Below are 24,443 nucleotides of genomic sequence, written 5' to 3'. Positions count from 1 at the left end.
TTAACCCTCCAATGTTTTGGCAGCGGTGTGAATCGCTTCACGGATGCGGACATAGGTAGCGCAGCGGCAGACATTGCCCGCCATCGCGTTGTCGATGTCCTCATCCGTGGGGTTCGGCACCATTTGCAGCAGGGCCGTCGCAGACATCACTTGCCCCGACTGACACCAGCCACATTGCGGCACGTCAATTCCGGCCCAAGCGGCCTGCACGGCGGTCACTTCCGGGCCTTGCATCCCCTCGATCGTGGTGACTTCGCTGCCCTCCACCGTTGAGATTGGCGTGATGCACGACCGGCGCGGCATACCGTCCAGCATCACCGTGCAGGCACCACATTGCGCAACGCCGCAGCCGAATTTCGTTCCCGTCAGGCGCAATTCATCGCGCAAGACCCATAGCAGCGGTGTGTCGGGATCAAGATCAACCGTCACCTCTTTGCCGTTCACGGTCAGAGTGGTCATGCCTAGCCTCCAGCTGGGTAGAGTTTGTTTTTGTCATTCCATCCCAAAATCAGCCGCCAATGGAGTGCCAATGTTTGGTCTGTATTTCGGCCATTCCTGCAGAAACGATCTTGACCAGATCTGGTTCCACATCGTTGTGCATATTTCTCGATGTTTTGATCAGCGGCGCTTTGCGCAAACGAAGCATTGTCGCGCTTGGCTTTGGATGCCATCCTGCCCATGCCTGATTGGCCTTTGCAAGCAGCACCTTACGGAAAGATCACATGAGCGAGCTTTGGAAACTGACGGCAAGCGAGATTGCGGCCCTGATTGCGGCGCGGCAGATTTCGGTGACGGAAGCGGTGGCGTCGGTGCTGGAACGGATCGAGGCGGTGAACCCTGCGCTCAACAGCATCGTGCAGCGGCTGGATGCGCAGGCCCTTGCCGAGGCTGAAGCCGCCGATCACGCCCTTGCCCGGGGCGAGGCCGCAGGGCCGCTGAGTGGCGTTGCAGTGACGATCAAGGTCAATGTCGATCAGGCTGGCCTTGCCACCACCAACGGCTTGCGCACGCAGGCGGGCTTGGTGGCCGAGGTTGACAGCCCGGTGGTCGCCAATCTGCGCAAGGCCGGGGCGATCATCGTCGGGCGCACCAATACTCCGGCATTTTCTTTGCGCTGGTTCACCCGCAACGGCCTGCATGGTGCCACCACAAACCCGCGCGATCCGGCGCTGACGCCGGGCGGGTCGTCTGGCGGGGCTGGGGCTGCGGTGGCGTCGGGCATGGGGCCAATCGGGCATGGCACTGATATTGCCGGGTCCATCCGCTACCCAGCCTATGCCTGCGGCGTGCATGGCCTGCGCCCCTCGCTTGGCCGCGTGCCTGCCTTCAACGCCACCGCCGGAGATCGGCTGATCGGCGGGCAGTTGATGGCGGTGTCGGGGCCGCTTGCGCGTTCTATCCCGGATCTGCGGCTGGCGCTGGCGGCGATGGCCGCGCGCGATCTGCGCGATCCGTGGTGGCAGCCGATGCCGTTGCGCGGCGCGGAGGTGGCGCGCAAGGTGGCCTATGTCGAGGCCCCCGATGGCATGGAGGTGGCGCCGCCCATCCGCGCCGCCCTGCGCGCCGCCGCCGCCAAGCTGCGCGATGCGGGCTATGTGGTGGAAGAGGTGGCCCCGCCGCCGATGCGCGAGGCGCGCGATTTGCAGTTGCGGCTGTGGATGGCCGAATTCCGGCAGGATGCCACCGCGGCACTGCGCGCCGAAGATGATCCGGACGCCAATTTCGTCTATGCCGAGATGACCCGGCATTGCCCCGAGATTGATCTGCCGACCATGATGGCAACGCTGAAAGCCCGCGCGCGCCTGACCCGGCTGTGGCGCAGCTTTCTGGCCGATTGGCCGCTGGTGCTGTGCCCGGTGTCGGGTGCCTTGCCCTTTGCCAATCAGCACGATGTCGCCTCGCCCGCCGCGTTTGATGCGGTGCTCGAGGCGCAGTTGACCATGATCGCCGTGCCTTTCATGGGCTTGCCGGGGCTAAGCGTGGCGATGGCTCCGGTGGGGTCTACGCCCGTCGGTGTGCAACTTGTCGCCGATCAGTTTCGCGAGGATCTGCTGCTGGCGGCGGGCGAGGTTCTGGCACCCGAACCCGCAGGATTGGCGATGGTCTAGCGCAGGCCCCGCTGGCGCGCGTCAGGGGCGCTCAGCCGTCTCGGACGGCAGGGCGATGACCAAGGCCAGCGCGGCCAGTTTCAGCACACAAGGGATCACGGCATAAGCGAGATTCAGCGTGCCAAGCGCCTGCGGGCTGTTCGCTTGTCCGGGCACGAAGCCGTTCCATTGCAGCAAGGGCATCACGATAAACGCCGCCAGCGCCAGCCCCAGCTTGCCCGCAAAGGCCCAGATGCCAAAGGCCAGCGAGGCTTTCAGCCCCGCCCGCGTCAGCGCCACCGAAAACATCGCAGGCAGCAGGATGGTGTCAGACCCAAGCGCCGCCCCTGCCGCCACGCAGATGATCGCAAAGCCCAGATAATCGCCGGGGGCCAGATAGGCCGCGCCGGCAAAGCCCGCGATCGCCAGCGGCATCGAGATCATCAGCGTGGTCTTGGCCCCCAGCCGCTGGCTGACCTTGGTCCAGATCGGCACGCTCAGCCCGGCGCTGAGGAAAAACAGCGCCAGCAACCCCCCTGCCCTGCCCGGCAGCTGCAAGCGATCTTCGACAAAGAACAGAAACAGGGTCGAGGTGATCGCCACCGGCAGGCTGTTGACCAAGGCCAGCAGCAAAATCCGCAGCGCCCCCGCATCGGCCAGACCCGCCAGCGAAAACGACTCGCCCATGATCACCGGGCGCTGCCAGATGCCATAGCTGGCCACCGCCGTCAGCAGCGCCAGCCCCCCCAGCACCAGCCCGAAGGCGGGATAGCCCTGCCCGCCCGCCCCCAGCGCCACCAGAACCGCCGGGGCCAAGGCGGCCAGGATCACGCCCGCCAGCATCCCGCCCTCACGCCAGGCGGCAAGGGTCAGCAGCGCCTGCGGCTCGGGCCGCTCGGCCAAGGTGGCGCTGCGGCCGTAAAGCAGAATGCTGCCAAGGCTATAGGCTGAAAACAGCAGCACCAGCGCGGCCACCAGTTGCGCCACCACATGCGTGCCGGGGGATAGCGAAAACAGCAGCGGAAAGCCCACCGCAAGCCCCGCGACAGCCGCCATGGCAAAGCTGGTCTGCAGGCGCGGCCAGCGATCTATCGCCCAGCCGATCAACGGGTCCTGCGCCAGATCTATCACCCGGATCACCAGCAGAATCGTGCCAATGGTGCCCAGACTGATGCCCAGATGGGTCGCGGCAAATTGCGGCAGGTGGATATACAGCGGTATCCCGGCTGCGGCCAGCAGCAGCGCATAAAGGCTGACGCGGGGGTAATGGCTGGTGCCGCTTGTGCGGCGCTTGGATGGCATGAGGGGCGGCCTTTGCAACAGGATCGCATGGGATATGGGCCGGTTTCGCGCCAAGGCCAGCGAAATGCGAGTCACTCAGGCGCAAACAACGGAAAGCTGACGCCAAGCGCCCAAGCCAGACACAGGCCAAGCCCCAAGCCCGCCGCCAAAGCGCCTGCCCTTTGCCCAACCCAGCGCCCCATCAGTCCATGCACCAGAAAGAACAGCACAAACACCGGCAGCACGATCAAAACGAAGGTCAGATCATCGGGGCGCAGCACCGCCGCGATGATCAGCGCGGCGAACAGTGCCAGCCGCACCACCACCCTGCGCCACAGCGCAGCACGTCCGGCTTGGGTCAGATAGCTGTCGGCCACCATGCAGGGCACGCAACCCAAGCAAAGCGCTGCGATGATCGGCAGGCGCTGCGGCGTGGGCCAGAAGTTTGCGCCGTAGCGATCCAGCGCCAGCCCGAACACCGCAATTCCCCAGACTGCCAGAACCAGCGCTGACAGCGCTGCCGATGCGCCGGGCCAGCGCGGCCATCGCCACAGGATCGCCAGTTGCAGCGCGCCGAACAGCGCCAGATGCAGCATCAGGTAATCGGCCACCAGAACCGGCATGAAGTTGCGGTAGAACGGCGCGATCAGCAGCGGCGTAATCGCCACAGGGATCAGCACCGCCAGCACAAACCGCCCCGTCGGGATGGCAGGCTCGGGGGCCGCTGCGGGCAGTTTGGCGGCGATGGGGTAAAAGCCCAGCACAATGCCGCCCAACAGCGCCAGAATCCACCAGCCGCGCGGGCTGCGCTTGGTGCGGCTTTCATGATCGAACGCCATGTCGAACCAGTCTTGTGCGGCCTGCACAGCGCTTGGGCTGAACAGCACGCCCACATGCTCGACGCCGGGGGCCACAAACGTCGCCCGCCTGACGGGGCCAGATTGCACCATGGCCCCCTCAACCGCCGCAGGATCGACCAGCCGCGCGGCATCCAGCCCGGCCTTGCGCAGAAAACTTTCCCACGCGCCGGAAATCACCAGCAACCGCTGCGGCGCATCGGCGGTGACGGCCCCGGAAAACATCGAAATCGCCACCACCGCCTGCACCGGCTGGCCCGCGGCCTGTTCATCAATGCTGGCGCGGATGATGATGTCAGTGGCCATCGAGTGCCCCAGCAGGCCGATGCGGGTATCGCCAGGCAGGCTGCGGGCATAGCCGATCATGCGGCGGGTTTCGGCCACCAGCAGCGCTGTGGTGCCGTCGATGCTGGTCACATCGCCCGACATCGGTTGCGTATTGCGGCCATGGCCTTCAAAATCAAACGCCAGCACCCGGTAGCCTGCCTGTGCCAGCGCGAGCGAATAGGATTGCATGATCTGGCGCGACCCTGCAAAGCCATGCGCCACCACCACAATCGGCCCCTCTGGCGCGCGCTGATACAGGGTGACGGGGGTTGTGCCGACGCTATGGTCGGAAATCTGCAAACCCGCGCGCGCACCTTCCAACTGGACCACCGCCACAAGGCTGACCAGCAGCGCCAGAATGCCGACAAGGGGGCGAAATCGCATCACAGCACAGGCTCGGGGTTGTCAGGGTGGTTCGGCAGGATCGCCGCCGCCGACTTCACCGCGCCTAGCCATCAGATGCAACAGCTTTCGCCCCCCTGCCCTATGCCAAGGCCGCGCAAAAGCCGACGATGGCAGACTCCAACCGGCCGCGCGGCACGCCCGAGAAATCGCGGTCAAGCTGCAACTCGATCCGGCCGGGCGCAATCGTGCAGATCACCGCCCCGCCCAAAAGATCCAGCCGCACCAAAGCCTGCGCGGGCTTGGCGCCGCGCGATTTGCCGGGCTTTGGCGGCGTGTAAAGCCCGCGCGGTTGCAAGGGCTGATCCTCAAAGCGGTCGGGAGCCTCGGGCGGGGTGGCAAAGTGGCGCAGAATGTCCAACTCGGTCGCCGCATCACGGTCGCGCTGGGTGTCCAGCGCGCGGCACAGCGCCGAAGTGCGCCCGGATTCGCTTTGCAGCGCCTGGTTCAGCGCGATCCCCAAGGCGCGTGGAATGGCCTCGGGAAAGGCCAGCACCTTTTCCAGCCGCTGCATCAGTTCGGCAAAATGGCGGATGTAGTTGCGCTTTTGCGGGCTGGCCGAGGCGAACAGAATATCCACCGCTTCTTCGACACTGTCGCACATCGCCCGCCGCTCGTCTTTGTAGATCAGCGCCATCCGCCCCATCTCGGCCCAGGACAGATTCTTGCGCACCATGTTTTCATCCACCATCCGGCGATAAAGCTTGTCGATCGAGGTGAAATTTTCGACCGGAATAGCAGGGATTTCGGCAAAGCACTCCAGCCCAGTCTCGGCATGCAGGGCGCGGTAGGCCGACAGCCTGCGCCAGCCCTGCACCAACTCGAAACTGCCGGGGCGCGAGGTGTCGATCCGAATCGGATTGGACAGCCCGGTCGCCAGAATCGAGGCTTTCAGATCATCAATCTGCGGGTCGATGTGGCAGGACCGGTCACGCTGCAGCTTTTTGGTGCTGATCGCATCCAGCGGAATGAACAGGATTTGCGGGCCAGCCGGCGCGGTTGCGGCGGCGGGATCAGAGTCGGGCGGCGGGGTCTGTGACATCAGATTTCCTGTGAAATAAGGCGGAGCGTGTGGATAACTTGCGCAGACAGCCGTTTCAGAAGCTTTGAGGCGGCGCACGGCGGCAGAAATCGCTTCCCAGCTGGGAATGACTTGTGGTCAGTGCCCGCCCAGACACAAGATACAGAAATGTCTTGCGCGACTCGGATTCCTCAGCCATTCAATTACGGAATAAACGGAAATAACCGAAAAATGCCGTAACAAACGGTGTTAGACACGAAGTCTGGGCAGTAGACTATGCAACGAAAAGACCGGATCGACCGTTTGGTCGGGGAACATGCGGCTAAGCTATCGGAACGCCTTATGGCGCACCGCACACAGCTTTTCCCGCCAAATGCGCAAAAGCAACTGCGCTCGTTCAGCTCGGGCGAGGTCGCGGGGTTGCTGGGCGTGAAGGATGCCTATCTGCGCAAGCTGTCGCTGGAGGGGCGCGGGCCACAGCCGCAAACCGGCGCGGGCGGGCGGCGGATGTATTCATCCAAAGATATCATGGCATTACGGCAGATGCTTGAAGTGGGTGCGAAAGCGCCCGGCACCTATATTCCGGGGCGGCGCGGATCGGACCATTTGCAGGTGATCACGGTGATCAACTTCAAGGGCGGCTCTGGCAAGACCACCACGGCGGCGCATCTGGCGCAAAAAGCGGCTCTAGACGGCTATAAAGTGCTGGCGATTGACCTTGACCCGCAAGCCAGCCTTTCGGCACTGCACGGCTATCAGCCCGAGTTTGATCTGGCCGATGGCGGCACGCTGTATGATGCGATTCGCTATGATGAGCCGCGGCCGATCCGTGACATCATCCGCCCCACATACTTCACTAATCTGCATCTGATTCCCGGCAATCTGGAACTGATGGAGTTTGAACATGACACGCCGCGTATGCTGGCCGTGCGTGGCGGTAATCTGTTCTTTACCAGAATTTCCGATGCCTTGGCGCAGGTGGAAGCCGATTACGATCTGGTCGTGATCGACTGTCCGCCGCAACTGGGGTTTCTGACCATGTCGGCACTGTCTGCGGCCACTTCCGTTCTGGTGACGGTGCATCCGCAGATGCTGGATGTGATGAGCATGTGTCAGTTTCTGCTGATGACCTCGAACTTGCTGGGCGTGGTGGCGGATGCGGGCGGCAACATGAGCTATGACTGGCTGCGCTATCTGGTGACGCGGTATGAACCCGGCGACGGGCCGCAGAACCAGATGGTCAGTTTCATGCGCAGCCTGTTCGGCGATCATGTGCTGAACCATACCGTGTTGAAATCTACAGCAATTTCCGATGCAGGCCTGACCAAGCAGACTTTGTATGAGGTGGAAAAGGCCGATTTCACCCGCGCGACCTATGAGCGCGCGATGGAAAGCCTGAACGCAGTGAATGGTGAGATTGAGGGTCTTATTCAAGCGGCATGGGGGCGGTAGATGGCACGCAAGGATGTGTTGATCGGATTGCTGGCCACCCCCACTGCCTCGGCGGCAGCACCGCCACGGGCGCAAAAGGGCGCGATTGGGGCAGTTTCGCGCTCGATTGCCGATCTCAAAGCGCGCTCGGTGATCGAGTTGGACCCCGATCTGATCGAAGCGGGCGGGTTGCAGGATCGGCTGGAAAGCGATGCGATGGACGACAGCGCGTTGGCGCGGTCTATCGGCGAATATGGCCAGCAGGTGCCGGTGCTGGTGCGCCCGCATCCTGATCACGACGGGCGCTATCAGATCGTTTACGGCCGCCGCCGGGTGCTGGCGATGCGCGCGCTGGGGCAGCCGGTCAAGGCGTTGGTGCGTGATCTGGATGACCGCGCCTTGGTGCTGGCACAGGGGCAGGAAAACACCGCGCGGCGCGATCTGTCGTTTATCGAAAAGGTGAATTTTGCCCGTCAGTTGCAGGACGCAGGCTATGACCGCAAGGTGATCTGCGATGCGCTGTCGGTGGACAAGACCCTCGCTTCGCGGATGCTGTCGGTGGCGGGGCGGTTGTCGCCTGCGCTGATCGAGGCGATTGGTGCGGCCCCTTCGGTGGGCCGCGACCGTTGGCTGGCGCTGGCCGATCTGGTCGAGGCGGGCGGCGATGCGGTGGCGGCAGCGGTGGGCGACACTTCGGACGCGCGGTTTCAGGCGGTGTGGGATCATCTGACCGCGAAACTGGACGCGACAAAGCCCGAGGCAGGCGCCCTGCCCCGCCCTGCCCCGCATGTGCCGCCGCGTGTGGTGCTGGCCGATGGCGGTGCGCCACTGGCCGAGGCCACCTTGGGTGCCACCACCATGACCCTCAAGCTGCGTCTGGCGCAAACCGCCGGGTTTGAGGATTGGCTGCTGGATAATCTTCCCGCCCTGCTGCGCGATTGGCAGAACGGCAAGTCTGATGCGTAACCCTGAACCAGAAAGGAGGCACGGCACGGCATAACAAAAAGCCCCCCGGAACATGACATTCCGAGAGGCCCATTCTTGTCTTTGCACTTCAAGAAATAGGCTCTCTTGTGTTCGGCTGTCAACCGCTGTTTTCAGCGGCCGGAGCAGTTTTGCCACGTGATACCCCAGATGAAGCATATTTCCGTGACGCCCTTTGGGCGGCAGGCTGTGACGGCTGGCCTGTTGGCCGCCCGCGCATTGCCCGATGAAGCCGCCCTGCCCCGCATCGACAAATGGTCGCTGTTCAACGATCTGCGCACCGCACGGCTGCGCTTTGGCCTCAGCGACCGCGATCTGTCGGTGCTCTATGCGCTGCTGACCTTCCTGCCCGCCAAAGTGCTGGAGGAAGCGGGCGATCTGGTGGTGTTCCCCTCGAATGCCGCGCTGTCAGACCGCGCGCATGGCATGGCGGAAAGCACGCTGCGCCGGCATCTGGCGGTTTTGGTCAAGGCGGGGCTGATCTGGCGGCAGGATAGCCCGAACGGCAAGCGCTATGCGGCGCGGGATCGCGCGGGGGCCTTGGTGCAAGCGTTTGGGCTGGATCTGCGCCCGCTGCTGTTGCGCGCAACCGATATCGTGTCCGCCGCGGCCGAGGTGATGCAAGCCACCGACCATCTGCACCGCGCCCGTGAAGCGCTGGTGCTGCGGATGCGTGATGCCGCCAAGCTGCTGGCTTACGGCATCGAGGCGGGCCTTCCTGGCGATTGGGCAGGCCTTCAGGCGCGTCTGCTGCCGCTGCGGGCGGCGTTGCGGCGCAAGATGGACAGCGACCTTGTGGCGCGGCTTCTGGGCGAGGCTGGGGATATACTGCAGGCATTGCGCGCGATGCTGGATGTTACATCAGAAAAAACGCACGGCACTGCCGCCCATTCTGAGCGTCACCATACGAATTCAAACGAAGACTCTTATGAACTTGAACCTTGCCTAGAAACAGGCAGGGGCGGCGGGCAGGTCGCAGCCGTGCCTGATCCAAAAGAGATATCGCAGATGCCAAGCGTGCCGCTGGTGTTGGTGCTGAAGGCTTGCCCGGATATTCTGCCCTATGCCCGATCCAACCTGACGCAATGGCGCGATCTGGTGGTTCTGGCATCCGAATTGCGCGGCATGATGGGCATCAGTGCCTCGGCTTGGGCAGAGGCGCAAAGGTTCATGGGGCCAGAAACGGCGGCAGTCGCGGTGGTCGCGATGATGCAAAGGATCGCCAGCATTTCCAATCCGGGCGGCTATCTGCGCGCACTTTCGGGCAAGGCGGCAGCGGGCGGATTCTCGGCCGGGCCGATGATCATGGCCTTGCTGAACAGCGAAAGCGCGCGGGCGGCGTGATGTTGACAGCTGTCAACCACAGGCGAGAGTTGACGGCTGTCAACTTTGATGCGGCAGTCCTTGCTGCTGCCTCAGCAGTGTCACGGTCGCATCCAGCGGCATCGCGCGCGCGCCATCGCCAAGCGGCACCTCACGCGCCCCGGCATAGACCAGAATCCGCCGATCTGCCTGAATGTCAGCGGTGGCCAGATGAAAGCCGCGCGACACTTTCGGCGCGGTGGTGCGCTTGATCTCGATGGCCCAAGTTTCGGCATTGGGTAGGCGCAGAACAAGGTCCAATTCGGCCCCGGCAGAAGTGCGGTAAAAGAACGGCGCGCTGCCCATCGGGGCGGCGGCGATCAGGGTCTCTAGGCAAAAACCCTCCCAACTGCCGCCAGCAACCGGATGGCCCAGCAAACTTTCAGCCGACTCCAGCCCCAATAGCGCATGCAATAACCCGCTGTCGCGCACATAGACTTTCGGCGATTTCACCAACCGCTTGCCGACATTCTGATGCCAGGGCGCCAGCCGTCGCACCAGCATCAGATCGACCAGCAAATCCAGATAGCGCCCGATGGTTTGCCCCGAAACCCCCAAGCCCTCGGCCAGTGCGGCGGCGTTCAGCAAACCGCCTTGGGCATGGGCCAGCATGGTCCAGAACCGGCGCAGCGTGGTGGCCGGAACGCGCGGGCCAAGCGCGGGAATGTCACGCTCCAGATAGGTGCGCAGAAAATCCTCGCGCCAGGTCAGGCTGGCACGGTCACTGGCGGCCTGAAAGCTGTCAGGAAAGCCACCACGCAGCCAAAGCCGTGTCATCTGATCGCGACCAACCTCATCCAGTTGCAGCGGTGGCATTTCGACATAGCGCACCCGCCCGGCCAGCGATTCCGCCGATTGGTGCAACAAGACGTTCGAGGCCGACCCCAGCAGCAGAAACTGCCCCGTCCGCAACCCTTTGCGCCGCCGCATGTCGATCTGGCCGCGCAGATTGGCGAACAGGCCGGGCATCTGCTGCACCTCGTCGAGAATCACCAGTTTTCCGGTTTGCTCATCCAGATAAAGGTCAGGCTCGATCAAAACGCGCTGATCGGCGTCGCGTTCAAGGTCCAGATAAACCGAAGTTGTCTGCGCCGCGATGTCCAGCGCAAGAGTTGTCTTGCCAACCTGACGTGGGCCCAACAGCACCACCGCGGCTTGTTCAGCCAGCGCAGAGAGAACGGTCTGAAGGGTGCTGCGGGGGTACATCCTTGCAATTACGCCATTGCATGGAAGTTTTGCAAGGTTAAACTGCCGCAAGCGCGATAACGCCCGAATTTTCAGACCGCAACCTGCGCCGATGTTGCGCCCAAGTCAGGCGCGGTTGCAGGGCCCAAATGCGATATTCCTGCACGCGAGTGTAAACCTGTCTTGTCACAATCCAGAATCGTCATATAGTCAGGCATTCAACGGCATACGGAGATCGGTTGGTCTCTCGGCGGGCCCTTGACACTGATGGCTTTGGAGGAGGTCAGCATGTCACGCTCTGCGACGTTCGACAGGCATATGCTTGAAGTGGCCTTTTCTGAAATAGAGGTGGTGCAAAAGGCGCTGCCCCCGGCCACATTGACCACCCTTGCGGCGGAAGTTGTCAGCCGGGTGGCCAACAATCTGCGGGTTGAAACCGTTCCCGATCTGCAGCCCGATGCGGATGACATCGACGCGTTGTGCAACGCCTTGCTGGCCGATGACCCGCGCGAGGCCGCTGCCTTTATCGAACGCGCGCAGCTGCGGGGCTCCAGCTATGAATCGCTGTGTCTGCTGTATCTCAGCGTCGCAGCGCAGCGGCTGGGGGAATGGTGGGAGACGGATGAGGTCAGCTTTTACCGCGTCACGGTGGCTGCGGGCCGCATCTATGCCATTCTGCGCATCCTGCGACGCGAGCGCCCGATTGGCACGCCAAGCCTGTTGCGCGCGGCCACCTTTGCCTCGGTTCCCGGCGAGAATCACACGCTGGGCATCACCATCGCCAGTGATCTTGCTCGCGAACGCGGCTGGGATATCGAACTTTTCGTCGGGCTGAACCATGACGCTTTGGTTGAAAAGCTGGAACAGCGCCAGCCCATGCTGATCGGGCTTTCGGCCAGTGGCAAACGCTCGCTGCCCGCGCTGACGCGGCTGATCGTGGCGCTGCGCATCCACAACCCCGGCGCGCGGATATTGGTGTGCGGCCAGATCGCCACCAGCAACCTGACACTGGTGGGCGTGACGGGCGCGGATGCGGCGGCGGCAGATTTCGACAGTGCTTTGGCGCATATGGAGCGGTTGCTGAACCTGCCCACCAATCGGCTGCCGATCTAGCCGCGCTTAAAATACCGCATGCGCGCCGCGATCATCCACCACCTCGCCGCGCACAAGGCGGGCGTAATGGTCAAACAGGGTTTCCGTGCCTGTGCTGGGCGTGGCCTCGGCGTCATAGCAGCCGGTGACAGGGTTCAGCACCAACATGGATTCGGTGGCATAATACCGCCCGATCCGTGCCAGTTCCGCCTTGGCTCGCAGCGGTGGCACCAGCCGCCCCAACCCGCCAAGCCCCGCGATGATCGCGTCCAGCATCGCCACCGGCACATGGCGAAACTTTGGCGGCATATCCAGCAGCCGGAACAGTTCCTCGCCTTGCTGGCGCGGCGTGATCGCAGGGCCGGGGCCGCCAATCGGCAGAATCCGGTTGTGCAGGGCAGGGTGATCCAGGCAATCGGCCAGATACCGTGCCAGATCGCCGTCACTGATCGGCTTGCAGGCGGTAAGTTGGCCATCGCCAAACAGCAAAAACGCCTTGCCTGCCCGCAGCCGGTTCACCTGCCCGGACAGCGATTTGAAATAGGCCGTTGGCCGCACAATCGAATAGATCAGCCCCGATCGGGTCAACGCCTGCTCAAACGCCAGCTTGGCGTGCTGGAAGGCCAGCTTCGGCCGTTGCACGCAGATCGCCGACAGCAGCACAAACTGGCGCACCCCTGCCGATTGCGCGGCCGCCAGCGCGTGCAGATGTGCCCGGTGGTCAACCGCCCAGGCATCCAGCGGCGCACCCGTGCGCGAGGCAAGGCAAGACACCACGGCATCAAACGGCTCACCGCGAAAGCCATCCCGTGCCAGCGAAGCGGGGTCAGTCACATCGCCAAACCGAACGCTGGCCGGGTAGGGCAGGGGGGCCGCACCGGGGCGCACAAAGCACACCACCTCATGCCCGCGCGCCAGCAGGGCCGCCACCGTCGCGCGGCCAATCGTGCCGGTCGCCCCCAGCACAAACACCCGCAGGGCAGGGGGCGGCACGCTCATCCCGCCCGCACCGCATCCACCATCCGCGCCACGTTGTCGGGGCTGGCGTCGGGGGTGATGCCGTGGCCGAGGTTGAAGATATGCGGGCCGCCGCGGAACGCCTCTACCACCCGCCGGGTCGCGTCGATCAGCTCTTGCCCGCCTGTCACCATATGCGTCGGCGAAAGGTTCCCCTGCACGCAACCGCTCGGCTGCACCTGCGCCGCCGCCCATTCCGGGCTGACCGAGTTATCCACCGCCACGCAATCCGCCTCCGTCGCCTGCGCAAAGCCGACATAGCCCGCCCCAGCCTCACGCGGGAAGGCGATCACCGGCAGGCCGGGGTGTTTCGCCTTCACAGCGCGGATGATCCGCGCCGCTGGCTTCACCGCAAAGTCTTGAAAATCCTGCCCTTTCAGGCTGCCCGCCCACGAATCAAACAGCTTCACCACCTCGGCCCCCGCCTGCACTTGCGCCGACAGATAATCAATCGTCGCCTCGGTGATCACATCAATCAGCGCCGAGAACGTCGCCCGATCCGCCGCTTTCAACGCATGGGCCGCACCCTGATCCTTGCTGCCACGCCCGGCGATCATATAGGTCGCCACCGTCCACGGCGCCCCGGCAAAGCCGATCAGCGTGGTCTCGCGCGGTAATTCCCGTGCCAGAATCCGCACGGTTTCGTAGATCGGGCCGAGGGTGTCATGGATCGCCTCGCGCGGCTTCAGCGCCTGAACCCCCGCCATCGTGGTGATGGTCGACAGCCGCGGCCCCTCGCCCGTTTCAAACCACAGATCCGCCCCCAAGGCCTGCGGCAACAGCAGGATATCGGCGAAAAGGATAGCCGCATCAAAGCCATAGCGGCGGATCGGCTGCAACGTCACCTCGGCCGCCAGTTCCGAATTATAACACAGCGACAGAAAATCCCCCGCCTGCGCCCGCGTTGCGCGATATTCCGGCAAATACCGCCCCGCCTGCCGCATCATCCAGATCGGCGGGGTCGGCAGGGTTTCGCCCGCAAGGGCGCGCAGGATCAGTTTCGGCGATGCGTTGGTCATGGGGCCTCCGGGCTTTGGCCCTTGCGTCCCTTACCTGCGGCGGCGTGTCAAGCGGGTGTGCGGGATGGCCGCATCCACGCGGCCATCAGTTGTCAGCGATTTATCCTCCAAAATTGCCCGTGTTACGCCACCGCCCCCATCGCGCGTGATGCCAGAAGGCGCGCCATGGTTTCGCCCATGCTAGATGGGTTGGGCGCGACGGTGATGCCTGCGGCTTCCAGCAGCACGACCTTTTCCTGTGCGCTTTCGCCGAATGCGCTGACGATCGCGCCCGCGTGACCCATCTTGCGGCCCTTTGGTGCCGACAGACCAGCGATATAGGCGACCACCGGCTTTTTCATGTGATCGCGGGCATAGATCGCGGCTTCGGCCTCTTGTGGGCCACCGATCTCGCCGATCATCATCACCGCATCGGTTTCGGGATCGGCCTCGAACAGCGCCAGAATATCGCGGAAGCTGGAGCCGTTGATCGGATCGCCGCCGATGCCGACCGAGGTGGACACCCCAAGCCCAAGTGTCTTCAACTGGCTGGCGGCTTCATAGCCCAACGTGCCCGACCGACCGATGATGCCAATCCGCCCCGGCAGGTAGATATGCGGCGGCATGATGCCCATAAAACCTTGTCCGGGTGAGATCACGCCCGCGCAATTCGGCCCGATCAGCCGCAGTTTGCGCTCGGCTGGATAGCGGCGCAGGAAGCGTTTCAGCTTCATCATGTCTTGGCTGGGGATGCCGTCGGTGACGCAAACGGCGGTTTTGATGCCCGCATCGGCGGCCTCCATGATCGCATCGGCGGCGAAGGGGGGCGGCACGAAAACCAGCGATGCCTCGGCCCCGGTGGCCTCGACCGCTTCGCGGACGGTGTTGAACAGGGGCAGGCCGAGGTGGGTTTCGCCACCGCGACCGGGCGTCACGCCGCCCACAACATTGGTGCCGTATTTGATCATGTCGGCGGCGTGAAAGCTGCCGATGCGGCCTGACATGCCTTGCACGATGACGGGGGTTTGCTTGGTGATGAGAATGGCCATCGTGACCTCCTTATGCGGCTTTGCGGGGGCGGGGGGCGGAAGGGTTGCACGCGGAAACGGCGGCGGCGGCGGCCTCGGCCAGTGTGTCGGCCGAAATCAGCGGCAGGCCCGAGGCGTCGATGATGGCGCGACCCTCATCCACATTGGTGCCGGCAAGGCGCACGACAACCGGGATGGTCAGGCCAACCTCTTGATATGCCTGCACAACCCCCTGCGCCACCCAATCGCAGCGGTTGATGCCTGCGAAGATGTTGACCAGGATCACCGAGACGTTGCCATCAGCCAGCACGGTGCGAAAGGCGCGCACTACACGCTCGGGGCTGGCCCCGCCGCCGATGTCAAGGAAGTTGGCAGGCTCGCCGCCCGCCAGCTTGATCATATCCATCGTCGCCATCGCAAGGCCTGCGCCGTTGATGATGCAGCCGATATCGCCATCAAGCCCGACATAAGACAGGCCGTGATCGCCCGCCGTGCTTTCGCGCGGGTCTTCCTGGCTGCGATCCCGCAGTTCGGCGATTTCGGGGCGGCGGAACAAGGCGTTGGTGTCAAACGACATCTTTGCGTCCAGCGCCACCAGATCGCCAGAGCCTGTGATCACCAGCGGGTTGATTTCCACCATCACCGCATCCAGATCGCGATAGGCGCGGTAGCAGGCGCGTAAGGTCGAGACCATCTGCGCCACTTGTCCGCCCTTCAGCCCAAGCTGGAACGCCAGCTCCCGCGCTTGGAATTCCGACAGCCCCACTGCTGGGTCAATCGTCATGCGGCGCAAGCTGTTCGGATCGCTTTCGGCCAGATCTTCAATCTCCATCCCGCCATGACCCGAGGCCACGATCATGATACGTTCGGATTGCCGATCCAGCACGAAGCCCAGATACAGTTCCTGTGCGATGTCGGAAGCGGCCTCGACCCAGACGCGGTAAACCCCCTTGCCCTTGGCATCGGTCTGTTTTGTCACCAACTGCTTGCCGAATAGGGTGCCTGCAAAAGCCTGCACCTCGTCCGCCGAACGGCACAGCTTGACGCCGCCCGCAGCGCCGCGCCCACCGGAATGGATCTGCGCCTTGACCACCCAAGCATTGCCGCCGAGTTCGCGTGCGCGGTAGCCCGCCTGTTCGGGGCTATAGGCCAGACCGCCGCGCGGCACCGGCACGCCAAAACGGGCGAGGATTTCCTTGGCCTGATATTCGTGAATGTCCATCTGATCCCCCTTTCAGCGCGCAGCGATGGCGTCGGCGAGAACCAGCACGTTCATCGCCATTTTCTCAGAGGCCGCGTCGATCATCCGGCCATCCAACTGCGCGGCGCCCTTGCCCATATCGGCGGCCTTCTTCAGCTCCTCAATGATCCGGCGGGCACGGGTGACTTCGGTATCCGGCGGGCTGAACACCTCGTTTGCCAAGGCGACTTGCGTCGGATGGATCGCCCATTTGCCCTCGCAGCCCAAAGCCGCAGCACGGCGCGCACCGTCTTTATAGCCTTCGGGATCGCTGAAATCACCAAACGGGCCGTCGATGGCGCGCAAGCCGTAGGCTCGGCAGGCCACCACCATGCGGCTGATCGAGGCATGCCATTGGTCGCCCGGATAATGCGGGTTCAGCCCGCCGATATTGGTGGTGCGGGCGCGCATCGAGGCCGCGAAATCGGCGACGCCAAAGTGCAAAGCCTCAAGCCGCCCGCCAAATTGCGCAATGGCTTCGACATTGGCCATGCCGAGCGCGGTTTCGATCAAAGCTTCAAGGCCGACGCGGTTGGTGTAACCTTTGGCTTGCTCGATCTGGTTGACCATCGCCTCGACCATGTAGAGATCGCCGGTGACGCCGACTTTTGGCACCAGCAGGGTATGCACGCGGGCACCTGCCTGCTCCATCACATCCACCACGTCGCGATACATGTAATGGGTATCAAGGCCGTTGATGCGCACCGAGACGGTTTTGCCCTTGGCCGCCCAGTCGATATCGTTCAGCGCCTGAATGGCGTTCTTGCGTGCCTGTTCTTTTTCGGAAGGCGCAATTGCGTCTTCCAGATCAAGGAACACGTAATCGGCCGGGCCTTCGGCTGCCTTGTCGATCATCGTGGGGTTAGAGGCCGGAACCGCCAGTTCCGAGCGTTGCAGCCGTTGTTTGCGAAGCGGGTGAAGCGTGTGGCTCATCGGGTATCTCCGGGTTATTCTGCTGCAAGATGAAAGGATTGTGGCGCCTTGGCATAAACTGTCTGTGCTGCCGCGACGCCCGAGCCATAGGTCAGCCTGACCCCGGCCTCGACCAAGGCCAGTTCGGCAATCGCGATGGCGGTCAGGCACGAACCTTCGTTCAGATCGCCAATATGGCCGATGCGGAACACCTTGCCCGCCAAGGGGCCAAGGCCCGATCCGAAAGAGGCGTTGTAGCGGTCATAGCCGATGCGGATCACTTCGCGGGCATCGACGCCCTCGGGGGTGCGGATGGCGGTGACGGTATCAGAGGCCAGCGAGGGATGCTCGGCGCAGGTTTGCAAGCCCCAGGCGGCGACGGCTGCACGGACGCCCGCGCCAAGCCGGTGATGACGGGCGTGAATGTTCTCAAGGCCTTCCTCCATCATGCGATCCAGGGATTTGCGCAGCCCGTGCAGCAGTTGCGTCGGCGGGGTGTAGGGGAAATAGCCGCCCGCGTTGTGCTTCAACTGATCGGCGAAATCAAAATAGCAGCGCCGCCCGGTCGCGGTTTTGCTGGCGGCCAGTGCCTTTTGGCTGACGCCGAGAATGCCCAGACCCGCTGGCATCATGAAACCCTTCTGGCTGCCGGTGACGGCGAGATCGACGCCCCAATCCTCCATGCGGAACTCAAGGCAACCGATTGACGACACGCCATCGACGAACAGCAGCGCATCGTGCATCGCCTCATCCAGCGCGCGCCGCAGGGCGGCCACAGACGAAGTGACGCCAGTTGCGGTTTCGTTATGGGTGATGAACACCGCCTTGATCGCGCCGTGCTTGTCGGCGCCCAAACGGCGCGCAAATTCGCAGATCGGCGCACCGGCCCCCCACGGCAGGTCGATCACCTCGACATCCAACCCCAACCGCTGCGCCATATCCACCCACAGGGTTGAGAACTGGCCATGCCGCGCCATCAGCACCTTGTCGCCCGGCGAAAGCGTGTTGGTGATCGCGGCTTCCCATGCCCCGGTGCCCGAGCCAGAAAACATCAGAACTTCGCCACTGGTCGTTCTGAAAACTTTTTTCAGATCGCTGAACAGGCCAAGATTGCCCGCCCCAAAATCATGCGCCCGCTGATCCTGCATCGCGACATTCATCGCCTGCCGCACCACTTCCGGCACGTTGGTTGGGCCGGGGATGAAAAGATGATTGATACCAGTGCGCATGTAGCCTCCCGTCGTTGCTGACTTTTCATGGCACCGCCGCAAAGTTGTGCAAAACGAAAACTGGTTGTGCTGTGAATGCGAGAATTTACAAACTAACAAATTTGTAATATTGTAAATCTGACATATCCTTCATTGTGTGCGCTTGTATGCAGAAAACCTTCATCGGCCCACATTTGCGCCGCTTGCGGCTAGAGAGATCCGAGACTCAGGCGGCGATGGCGCGTGCCTTAGGAATCTCGGCATCTTATGTCAACTTATTGGAAAATAACGAAAGATCGGTATCCGTCGCCATTCTTCTGCGGCTGTTCGATGTCTATGGCGTTGATTGGCGCGACATTGCCGAAGAGGACAGCACCAGCCAGTTGGCCGACCTGCGTGCGGTGTCCGGCGATCCGCTGTTTACAGAAAACCGACCAGAAATCGCTCAAATCCGCGCGGCGATTGTGCACGCTCCGGCTGTGGTTCAGGCGTTCTTGACACTCTATCGCGCCTATCAATCTGCCAGTGATCAGCTGCTGTCACTGTCACAAAATGAAACTGCAACCGCCGGGCCAAGCCCAGAAGCCGCCGTGCATGACGTGTTTCGCCGCAATCGAAATCATTTTCCGGCGTTGGAAACCGCTGCCGAATCCTTCTGGGGTTCGACGGCGATTCCGCGCGACGACATCTACGCCGCGCTGAAACAGCGGCTGCGCCAAAAGCTTGGCGTTACTGTTCGATTGGCGCGTGTCGAGGATCTGCCTGGCGCGCTGCGGCAGTATGACGAAGCAGGGCGTGAAATCCTGTTGTCCGAAGCGCTGGATCACCCCAACCGCATCTTTCAATTGGTGCATATGGTCGGTTTGCTTGAGCAGCGGCAGTTGATCGACAGTCTGGTGCAACGCGCGAATATCGCGGTGGCCCACGGAACAGCGCGGTTGCGGGTAGAGCTTGCCAATTACTTCGCCGCAGCGGTCCTCATGCCCTACACCGCCTATCTTGCTGAGGCCCGCCGCACGAAGTACGATTTCGACCATCTTGCAACCCGCTTTGGCGTCAGCTTTGAACAAGCCTGCCACCGCGCCACCACCCTGCAGCGCGAGGGTGCGATGGGGGTGCCGTTCTTCTTTCTGCGCATCGACAAGGGTGGCAACGTCTCGAAACGCTTCAACGCCACGGATTTTCATCTCGCCGAATATGGCGGGGCCTGCCCGCGTCTGGATGTGCACACCAGCTTTCGCACGCCGGGACGGATCATGTCGCAATTTGTCGAGATGCCGGATCGCAGCCAGTTCTTCGTTTTCTCGCGCACGGTGGATCGCCCCACATGGCAGCGTCATGCGCAAGATAATCGGCTGGCGGTGGCGATGGGCTGTGCGGTGCAGCATACGCCGGAAATCGGTTACGCCGAATACTTCAACATGGCGCATACCACGATCACAGAGGTGGGCATCAACTGTCGGATCTGCCCGCGCGCGAATTGTGATCAGCGCGCGCATCATGCCGCGATCCTTACGCGCCCTGTGGATGAACATCGCCGGGGAGCCACACGATACGATGGGTAAGCTCGGCTCAGATCCGGTGGCGATCAACCCACAGCAATCCTCCAGCACCCAGCAGCGCCATGGCAGAGCCGATCACGGCCACTGTTTCATAACCGCCCAAAGCCGTGCCAACCGCAAAAGCCGCCGCGCCCAGCACATCTGACACCAGCTTTTGCAGCGCCAGCATCGCCCCTGCTGTGCCGGGGCGGTTGTGCATCAAATCTTGATAATAGCTGATCGGTAGGCTGATGATCGCGGTGCCGCCAATGCCTGCGATCAGCGGCATCACCCAGATCCAACCGCTGTCGGTCAAGATCGGCAGCGCCAGCAGATGCAGCGTGTAAATCGCCGATCCCGCCGCCAGTAGGGTCGAGCGCCGGATACGCCCCGCAATGCGGGACAGCAGCAGCAGGCACGGCACTTCCCACCCCGCGACCATGCCGACATAAAGCGCCACATCCGACGCCCCGCGCAGGGCCGAGTCCTCAAACACCAGTGAAACCAGCACCATATAGAGGATACCCGTGGCACTGATCGCGCCAAGCAGCAGCAGCCGCAAAAGGATGGCAGGATGGGCAATCTCTTTGAACGCCTGTAGAAAGTTCAGGCCAGACCGCGCATCAGCCCAATCGGTTGTGCCCTCTCGGGGCCAATTGAAATAGATCAGCACCAGCAGGCCAAAGGCCGACAATCCGGCGCTGAGATAGATCGCCATCACATCCATCTGCGCCGCAAAGCCAAAGGTCCAGAACACCAACATCGCCAGAAAGCTGAGCGACATCGCCGAGCGCAAGGCCGCCTGTACGCCATCGCGGTTGTGGTCGGGCGGGGTAGCAAGGCGCGCCAGTGCAAACAACTGGCCGTAAAGGCTGGAGGCAATCGGCAACAGGATCCCGTGGCACAAGATCAGGCTGATCGGGCTGGGCCAGACAATCATCATCAACAGCCCCGCGACGCTGGCAAGTGTTGCGATCAGCGCGATACGCCGGCGCTGTCCACGCTGATCGGTCAAAATCCCGAACAGCACCGATGATGTCACGGCGGTGAATGAGGCCAGCACCAGCACTAGCGCGAAGGCGGGCTTGCTGAGGCCCACCCGCTCAATGGCGATCAGTGACTGATAGGGATAGACCGAGGCGTTATGCGCGCCCAGAAACAGCAGAGCCAGAAAGATCAGGCGCAGGGCGGGCAGGCGAAAAATCACGGCAAGGGCGGACAAGGCAGGCTTTCCGAAACGGTTGCGATATCGCTAACGGCGTGGCACGGCAGTGTCCAGAGCGATACGGCCCAAAGGCGGTGCCGTCTTGGGCCGCATCGAGCGGCCACGCGACGGCGTTGCCACGGTAGGGGGAGAGCTGGCGCAAAACCCTACCGCCCAGAGCCGGCATGGTCTTCGAGCCGTTCTGACTTTCACATTGGTCCAAATACTCCCGCCGGAGGCTTCTGCGGCCAATGTCGGATGCCTCCGGCGGGAGTATTTGGACCAATGTGAACGCAGCAGGGCGTGTATAGGCTTTCATCCGCCTTCTTTGGCCGCACCAAACGCAGATCAAATCCTGCGATTGCAAGTGCATTCCCCGGCAGCGCCGCCGAGTGGCCCCTCGATGGGGCCCGAGGTGGCTCCTGTTTCAGGTCATTCCGGGATGACCTTGCCCGGATTCATCCGCCCCGCCGGGTCCAAGGCCACCTTTACGCTGCGCATCACGTCCAGCGCCACCGGGTCTTTGCGCCGCCGCATTGAGGCCAGTTTCGACAGGCCCACGCCATGTTCGGCAGAAAAACTGCCGCGCAGAGCCTGCACCTCATCCTCGACCGCCTCGACCACGCGGTCGTAAAGGTCTGCGCTGTCATCGGTGCCAAACACTGTGAAGTGGATGTTGCCGTCGCCCAGATGCGCGACCGAGAGGGTTTCTGCGCCCGGATCAAGCGTGGTCAGGCGGTCGTGGATGCGCGCGAAGAACGTCGCCACCGAATCCACCGGCAGGCAGATGTCGGTGTCAATCGCGGGTTGGCGCGCCACGGTGATTTCGGCGGCCAATTCGCGGCGCTGCCACATCGCCCGCCGCTGCGCTTCGGATGCGGCGATTTCCGCATCCAGGACCATGCCCTCGGCCAGCATATCCTCGAGCGCCGATTGCAGCATTGCGGCCAGCGGCAGCACGCCTTCGGCATCGGCCACCGCATCGCTGGGGCGGGTGCTGCCGAGTTCGACCAGAATGTTCACCTCTTGCCGTGGTGTGAATGGTTGGCGGATGTCGGGGCGGGCCTCGGCCAAGCGGCGCATGTAGGTTTCGGGCATATATTCAAAGGCTTCCACCAACCCGCCCGACACCATCTGCAAGCGGTTCAGCAGCGCCAGCGCATCGGGCAGCGACCGCGCCGACAGAGTGGCAGTGGCATAGGCACGCGGACGCGGCACCAGTTTCATCACGGCGGCCGTGATCACACCCAGGGTGCCCTCGGCCCCGATGAACAGATGTTTCAGATCATAGCCGGAATTGTCCTTGTGCAACTGGCTCATCAGGTTCAGAACCCGGCCGTCCGGCAAGACCACCTCAAGCCCCAAGCACAAAGCGCGGGTCGAGCCATAGCGCAGCACGTTCGAGCCGCCCGCATTGGTGGACAGCACGCCGCCAATCATCGCCGAGCCGCGCGCGCCGAACCACAGCGGGAAATACAGCCCCTCAGCCTCGGCAGCCTCGTGCAGGCGGTCCAGCACGACGCCCGCTTCGACAATCGCGATCCGCGCGCCGGGTTTGATCTCGCGGATGCGGTTCAGCCGCTCGACCGACAGCATCAGCCCGCCTGTCGTCATCGCCCCTCCCACCAGCCCGGTGCGCCCTGACACCGGCACCACCGCCACGCCATGCCGTGCTGCGATCTGCATCACCTGCGCCACTTCGGCGGTCGATCCGGGGCGCACAGCCGCCACCGGGTCTGAGGTGTAATGCGTGGTCCAATCGCTGCGATAGCGCTCCAGATCGGCGCCGGTGATCACATGGGCAGCCCCCAAGGCGGCGGTCAGGTCGGTCAAAAGGCTCATCTGCGGCTCCGCTCGTTTTGGCGCAGTTTCACCGAAGTGCAGGCGGACGCAAGCGGATTAGCCACCCACCCGAGCCAACATCTCTTGCACTTTCGGCCCCAGCGTCTCGAGGATCTTCGCCACGCCCTTGGCATTGGGGTGGATGCCATCGGCCTGCATATAGGCTGGGTCGAGCAGGCGGGTCTGCTGGTTGATCACCGGCAGAAAGTAGTTGTCGGCCAGCACCGCGCCGTATTTTGCCGCAAGTTCAGGATACATCGCATCGAACGACGCTTTGAAATCCGCGCCATAATTCCCCGGCGCGCGCAAAGAGACCAGCAGCACGGGCACACCCTTGGCCTGCACCTTGGCCAAAATGGCATCCAGATTGGCGCGGCTGGTGGCCGGATCAATGCCGCGCAGCATGTCATTGCCGCCCAGGTTGACGATCACCGCCTGCACATCCGGCGTCAGCGACCAATCGGTGCGCGACAGCCCGCCCGCCGTGGTATCACCCGACACACCGGCGTTGATGATCTTCACCTCTGCCCCATGCGCCGCCAGCCATGCCTGCAACTGCGGCACAAAGCCCTGATCCTGCGGCAACCCGTAGCCCGCCGTCAGGCTATCGCCCAGTGCCAGCACCGTTGTTTCGGCAAATGCAGGCGATGTCAGCAGAATAATCGCTGCCGTGACATTGCGAAACGTCCGCAGCGGCGCATATGTGAGGCAAGACAGCAAGGATAGACGCATGATGGATACCGTTCTGAAACTGGACGACGCCTGGTTGACCTTGGCAGGCAATGCGGGCCGCGTCGATATCCTGAAAGGCATAACCCTTGAGGTGGCGCGTGGCGAGAGTTTGGGGCTGGTCGGGCCATCGGGTTCGGGCAAATCTTCGTTACTGATGCTGATGGGCGGGCTGGAGCGTGTCAGCAAGGGCCGGGTGCAGGCTTTGGGGCAGGACATCACCAGTCTGGATGAAGATGGGCTGGCGCGGTTTCGGCGCGGTCGGATGGGGGTGGTGTTTCAGTCCTTCCACCTGATTCCGACGCTGACCGCATTGGAAAACGTCGCTTTGCCGATGCAGATCGCGGGCGTCACCGATGCCGTAACTCGCGCAAAGGATGAGCTTGAGGCGGTGGGTCTGGCCACCCGCATGCAGCATTACCCCGCCCAGCTTTCGGGGGGAGAGCAGCAGCGCGTGGCACTAGCGCGTGCTGCAGCGCCGCGTCCGGCGATCTTGCTGGCGGATGAGCCGACGGGGAACCTCGACAGCGCCAATGGCGCGGCCATCATGGATCTGATCTTTGGCCTGCGCGACCGCCACGGCGCGACGCTGGTGTTGGTGACGCACGCGCCAGAGTTGGCCGCGCGCTGTAGCCGCGTGGTGCGGCTGGTCGATGGCCGCATTGACGGGGCAGGGGCATGAGCGCGGTGTTGCG

Annotated in this window: 22 protein-coding genes; 7 read left to right on the top strand and 15 right to left on the bottom strand. The window is 63.1% G+C overall.

Translation table 11 applies throughout. The features are described 5' to 3' along the window. Window positions 1-459: a (2Fe-2S)-binding protein gene (locus tag ACFOGH_RS10310; protein WP_380072987.1), complete on the bottom strand. Its 459-nt coding sequence runs from the start codon at window positions 457-459 to the stop codon at window positions 1-3. A gap of 49 nt (window positions 460-508) precedes the next feature. Beyond that, on the bottom strand, window positions 509-706 hold the full coding sequence (locus tag ACFOGH_RS10305) for a hypothetical protein (protein ID WP_380072986.1): 198 nt from the start codon (window positions 704-706) through the stop codon (window positions 509-511). 16 nt (window positions 707-722) lie between these two features. On the opposite strand from ACFOGH_RS10305, the gene ACFOGH_RS10300 reads away from it, so the two are divergent. Further along, complete coding sequence (locus ACFOGH_RS10300; protein ID WP_380072985.1) at window positions 723-2,108, top strand: amidase; 1,386 nt, start codon at window positions 723-725, stop codon at window positions 2,106-2,108. Window positions 2,109-2,129: 21 nt separating this feature from the next. Here the strand turns inward: ACFOGH_RS10300 and ACFOGH_RS10295 are convergent, their stop codons facing one another. From ACFOGH_RS10295 to ACFOGH_RS10285, 3 genes are all read right to left on the bottom strand, one after another. Continuing rightward, window positions 2,130-3,389: an MFS transporter gene (locus ACFOGH_RS10295; protein ID WP_380072984.1), complete on the bottom strand. Its 1,260-nt coding sequence runs from the start codon at window positions 3,387-3,389 to the stop codon at window positions 2,130-2,132. 71 nt (window positions 3,390-3,460) lie between these two features. Then, a complete protein-coding gene (locus ACFOGH_RS10290; RefSeq protein WP_380072983.1) occupies window positions 3,461-4,936 on the bottom strand; it encodes an alpha/beta fold hydrolase in 1,476 nt (491 codons plus the stop codon). Window positions 4,937-5,036: 100 nt separating this feature from the next. Beyond that, entirely contained in the window at window positions 5,037-5,996 is a 960-nt protein-coding gene (locus ACFOGH_RS10285; protein WP_380072982.1) for a ParB/RepB/Spo0J family partition protein, read from the bottom strand. A 255-nt stretch (window positions 5,997-6,251) separates the two neighbouring features. Here ACFOGH_RS10285 and repA point away from each other — a divergent pair, with 255 nt between their 5' ends. The 3 genes from repA (at window position 6,252) to repC (ending at window position 9,734) form a co-directional block, all read left to right on the top strand. Then, window positions 6,252-7,427, top strand: coding sequence for a plasmid partitioning protein RepA (gene repA, locus ACFOGH_RS10280; protein ID WP_380072981.1), 1,176 nt, complete (start codon window positions 6,252-6,254; stop codon window positions 7,425-7,427). Next, the gene (gene repB, locus ACFOGH_RS10275) at window positions 7,428-8,372 is read left to right on the top strand and encodes a plasmid partitioning protein RepB (RefSeq protein WP_380072980.1); all 945 of its coding nucleotides are present in this window, start codon (window positions 7,428-7,430) and stop codon (window positions 8,370-8,372) included. Between the two features lie 168 nt (window positions 8,373-8,540). Beyond that, the gene (repC, locus tag ACFOGH_RS10270; RefSeq protein WP_380072979.1) at window positions 8,541-9,734 is read left to right on the top strand and encodes a plasmid replication protein RepC; all 1,194 of its coding nucleotides are present in this window, start codon (window positions 8,541-8,543) and stop codon (window positions 9,732-9,734) included. Window positions 9,735-9,773: 39 nt separating this feature from the next. Here the strand turns inward: repC and ACFOGH_RS10265 are convergent, their stop codons facing one another. Further along, complete coding sequence (locus ACFOGH_RS10265; RefSeq protein WP_380072978.1) at window positions 9,774-10,958, bottom strand: ATP-binding protein; 1,185 nt, start codon at window positions 10,956-10,958, stop codon at window positions 9,774-9,776. A gap of 267 nt (window positions 10,959-11,225) precedes the next feature. On the opposite strand from ACFOGH_RS10265, the gene ACFOGH_RS10260 reads away from it, so the two are divergent. Further along, complete coding sequence (locus ACFOGH_RS10260) at window positions 11,226-12,050, top strand: cobalamin B12-binding domain-containing protein (protein ID WP_380072977.1); 825 nt, start codon at window positions 11,226-11,228, stop codon at window positions 12,048-12,050. A 6-nt stretch (window positions 12,051-12,056) separates the two neighbouring features. Here ACFOGH_RS10260 and ACFOGH_RS10255 read toward each other — a convergent pair whose 3' ends face one another. From ACFOGH_RS10255 to ACFOGH_RS10230, 6 genes are all read right to left on the bottom strand, one after another. Further along, window positions 12,057-13,028, bottom strand: coding sequence for an NAD(P)H-binding protein (locus ACFOGH_RS10255; protein ID WP_380072976.1), 972 nt, complete (start codon window positions 13,026-13,028; stop codon window positions 12,057-12,059). Continuing rightward, window positions 13,025-14,065, bottom strand: coding sequence for a uroporphyrinogen decarboxylase (gene hemE / locus ACFOGH_RS10250; protein WP_380072975.1), 1,041 nt, complete (start codon window positions 14,063-14,065; stop codon window positions 13,025-13,027). The genes ACFOGH_RS10255 and hemE overlap by 4 nt, the downstream gene beginning before the upstream one ends. A 122-nt stretch (window positions 14,066-14,187) precedes the next feature. Beyond that, the gene (gene sucD / locus ACFOGH_RS10245) at window positions 14,188-15,093 is read right to left on the bottom strand and encodes a succinate--CoA ligase subunit alpha (RefSeq protein WP_380072974.1); all 906 of its coding nucleotides are present in this window, start codon (window positions 15,091-15,093) and stop codon (window positions 14,188-14,190) included. A gap of 10 nt (window positions 15,094-15,103) precedes the next feature. After that, a complete protein-coding gene (locus ACFOGH_RS10240; RefSeq protein ID WP_380072973.1) occupies window positions 15,104-16,294 on the bottom strand; it encodes a malate--CoA ligase subunit beta in 1,191 nt (396 codons plus the stop codon). 12 nt (window positions 16,295-16,306) lie between these two features. Further along, a complete protein-coding gene (locus ACFOGH_RS10235) occupies window positions 16,307-17,245 on the bottom strand; it encodes an HpcH/HpaI aldolase/citrate lyase family protein (RefSeq protein WP_380072972.1) in 939 nt (312 codons plus the stop codon). A gap of 14 nt (window positions 17,246-17,259) precedes the next feature. After that, on the bottom strand, window positions 17,260-18,453 hold the full coding sequence (locus tag ACFOGH_RS10230; RefSeq protein WP_380072971.1) for an aminotransferase class V-fold PLP-dependent enzyme: 1,194 nt from the start codon (window positions 18,451-18,453) through the stop codon (window positions 17,260-17,262). 146 nt (window positions 18,454-18,599) lie between these two features. Between ACFOGH_RS10230 and ACFOGH_RS10225 the strand changes: the two genes are divergently transcribed. Beyond that, window positions 18,600-19,997: a helix-turn-helix domain-containing protein gene (locus tag ACFOGH_RS10225; RefSeq protein ID WP_380072970.1), complete on the top strand. Its 1,398-nt coding sequence runs from the start codon at window positions 18,600-18,602 to the stop codon at window positions 19,995-19,997. A gap of 7 nt (window positions 19,998-20,004) precedes the next feature. Here the strand turns inward: ACFOGH_RS10225 and ACFOGH_RS10220 are convergent, their stop codons facing one another. The 3 genes from ACFOGH_RS10220 to ACFOGH_RS10210 form a co-directional block, all read right to left on the bottom strand. Continuing rightward, on the bottom strand, window positions 20,005-21,195 hold the full coding sequence (locus ACFOGH_RS10220; RefSeq protein WP_380072969.1) for an MFS transporter: 1,191 nt from the start codon (window positions 21,193-21,195) through the stop codon (window positions 20,005-20,007). A gap of 414 nt (window positions 21,196-21,609) precedes the next feature. After that, complete coding sequence (locus ACFOGH_RS10215) at window positions 21,610-23,019, bottom strand: FAD-binding oxidoreductase (RefSeq protein ID WP_380072968.1); 1,410 nt, start codon at window positions 23,017-23,019, stop codon at window positions 21,610-21,612. A 57-nt stretch (window positions 23,020-23,076) separates the two neighbouring features. Further along, window positions 23,077-23,751 carry an arylesterase gene (locus ACFOGH_RS10210; protein WP_380072967.1) on the bottom strand — a complete coding sequence of 225 codons (675 nt, stop codon included), beginning with the start codon at window positions 23,749-23,751 and terminating at the stop codon, window positions 23,077-23,079. Between ACFOGH_RS10210 and ACFOGH_RS10205 the strand changes: the two genes are divergently transcribed. Further along, window positions 23,750-24,430 (top strand): ABC transporter ATP-binding protein, encoded by a 681-nt coding sequence (locus ACFOGH_RS10205; RefSeq protein WP_380072966.1) that lies wholly within the window; start codon window positions 23,750-23,752, stop codon window positions 24,428-24,430. The two genes, ACFOGH_RS10210 and ACFOGH_RS10205, sit on opposite strands and share 2 nt — an antisense overlap. Window positions 24,431-24,443: the final 13 nt, after the last annotated feature.

It is taken from the genome of Cypionkella sinensis, from assembly GCF_042646385.1.
GTDB classification, from domain to species: Bacteria; Pseudomonadota; Alphaproteobacteria; order Rhodobacterales; family Rhodobacteraceae; genus Cypionkella; species Cypionkella sinensis.
The sequence above is the reverse complement of the archived record's forward strand: the minus strand, read 5'-3'. Positions and strand labels throughout refer to the sequence as shown.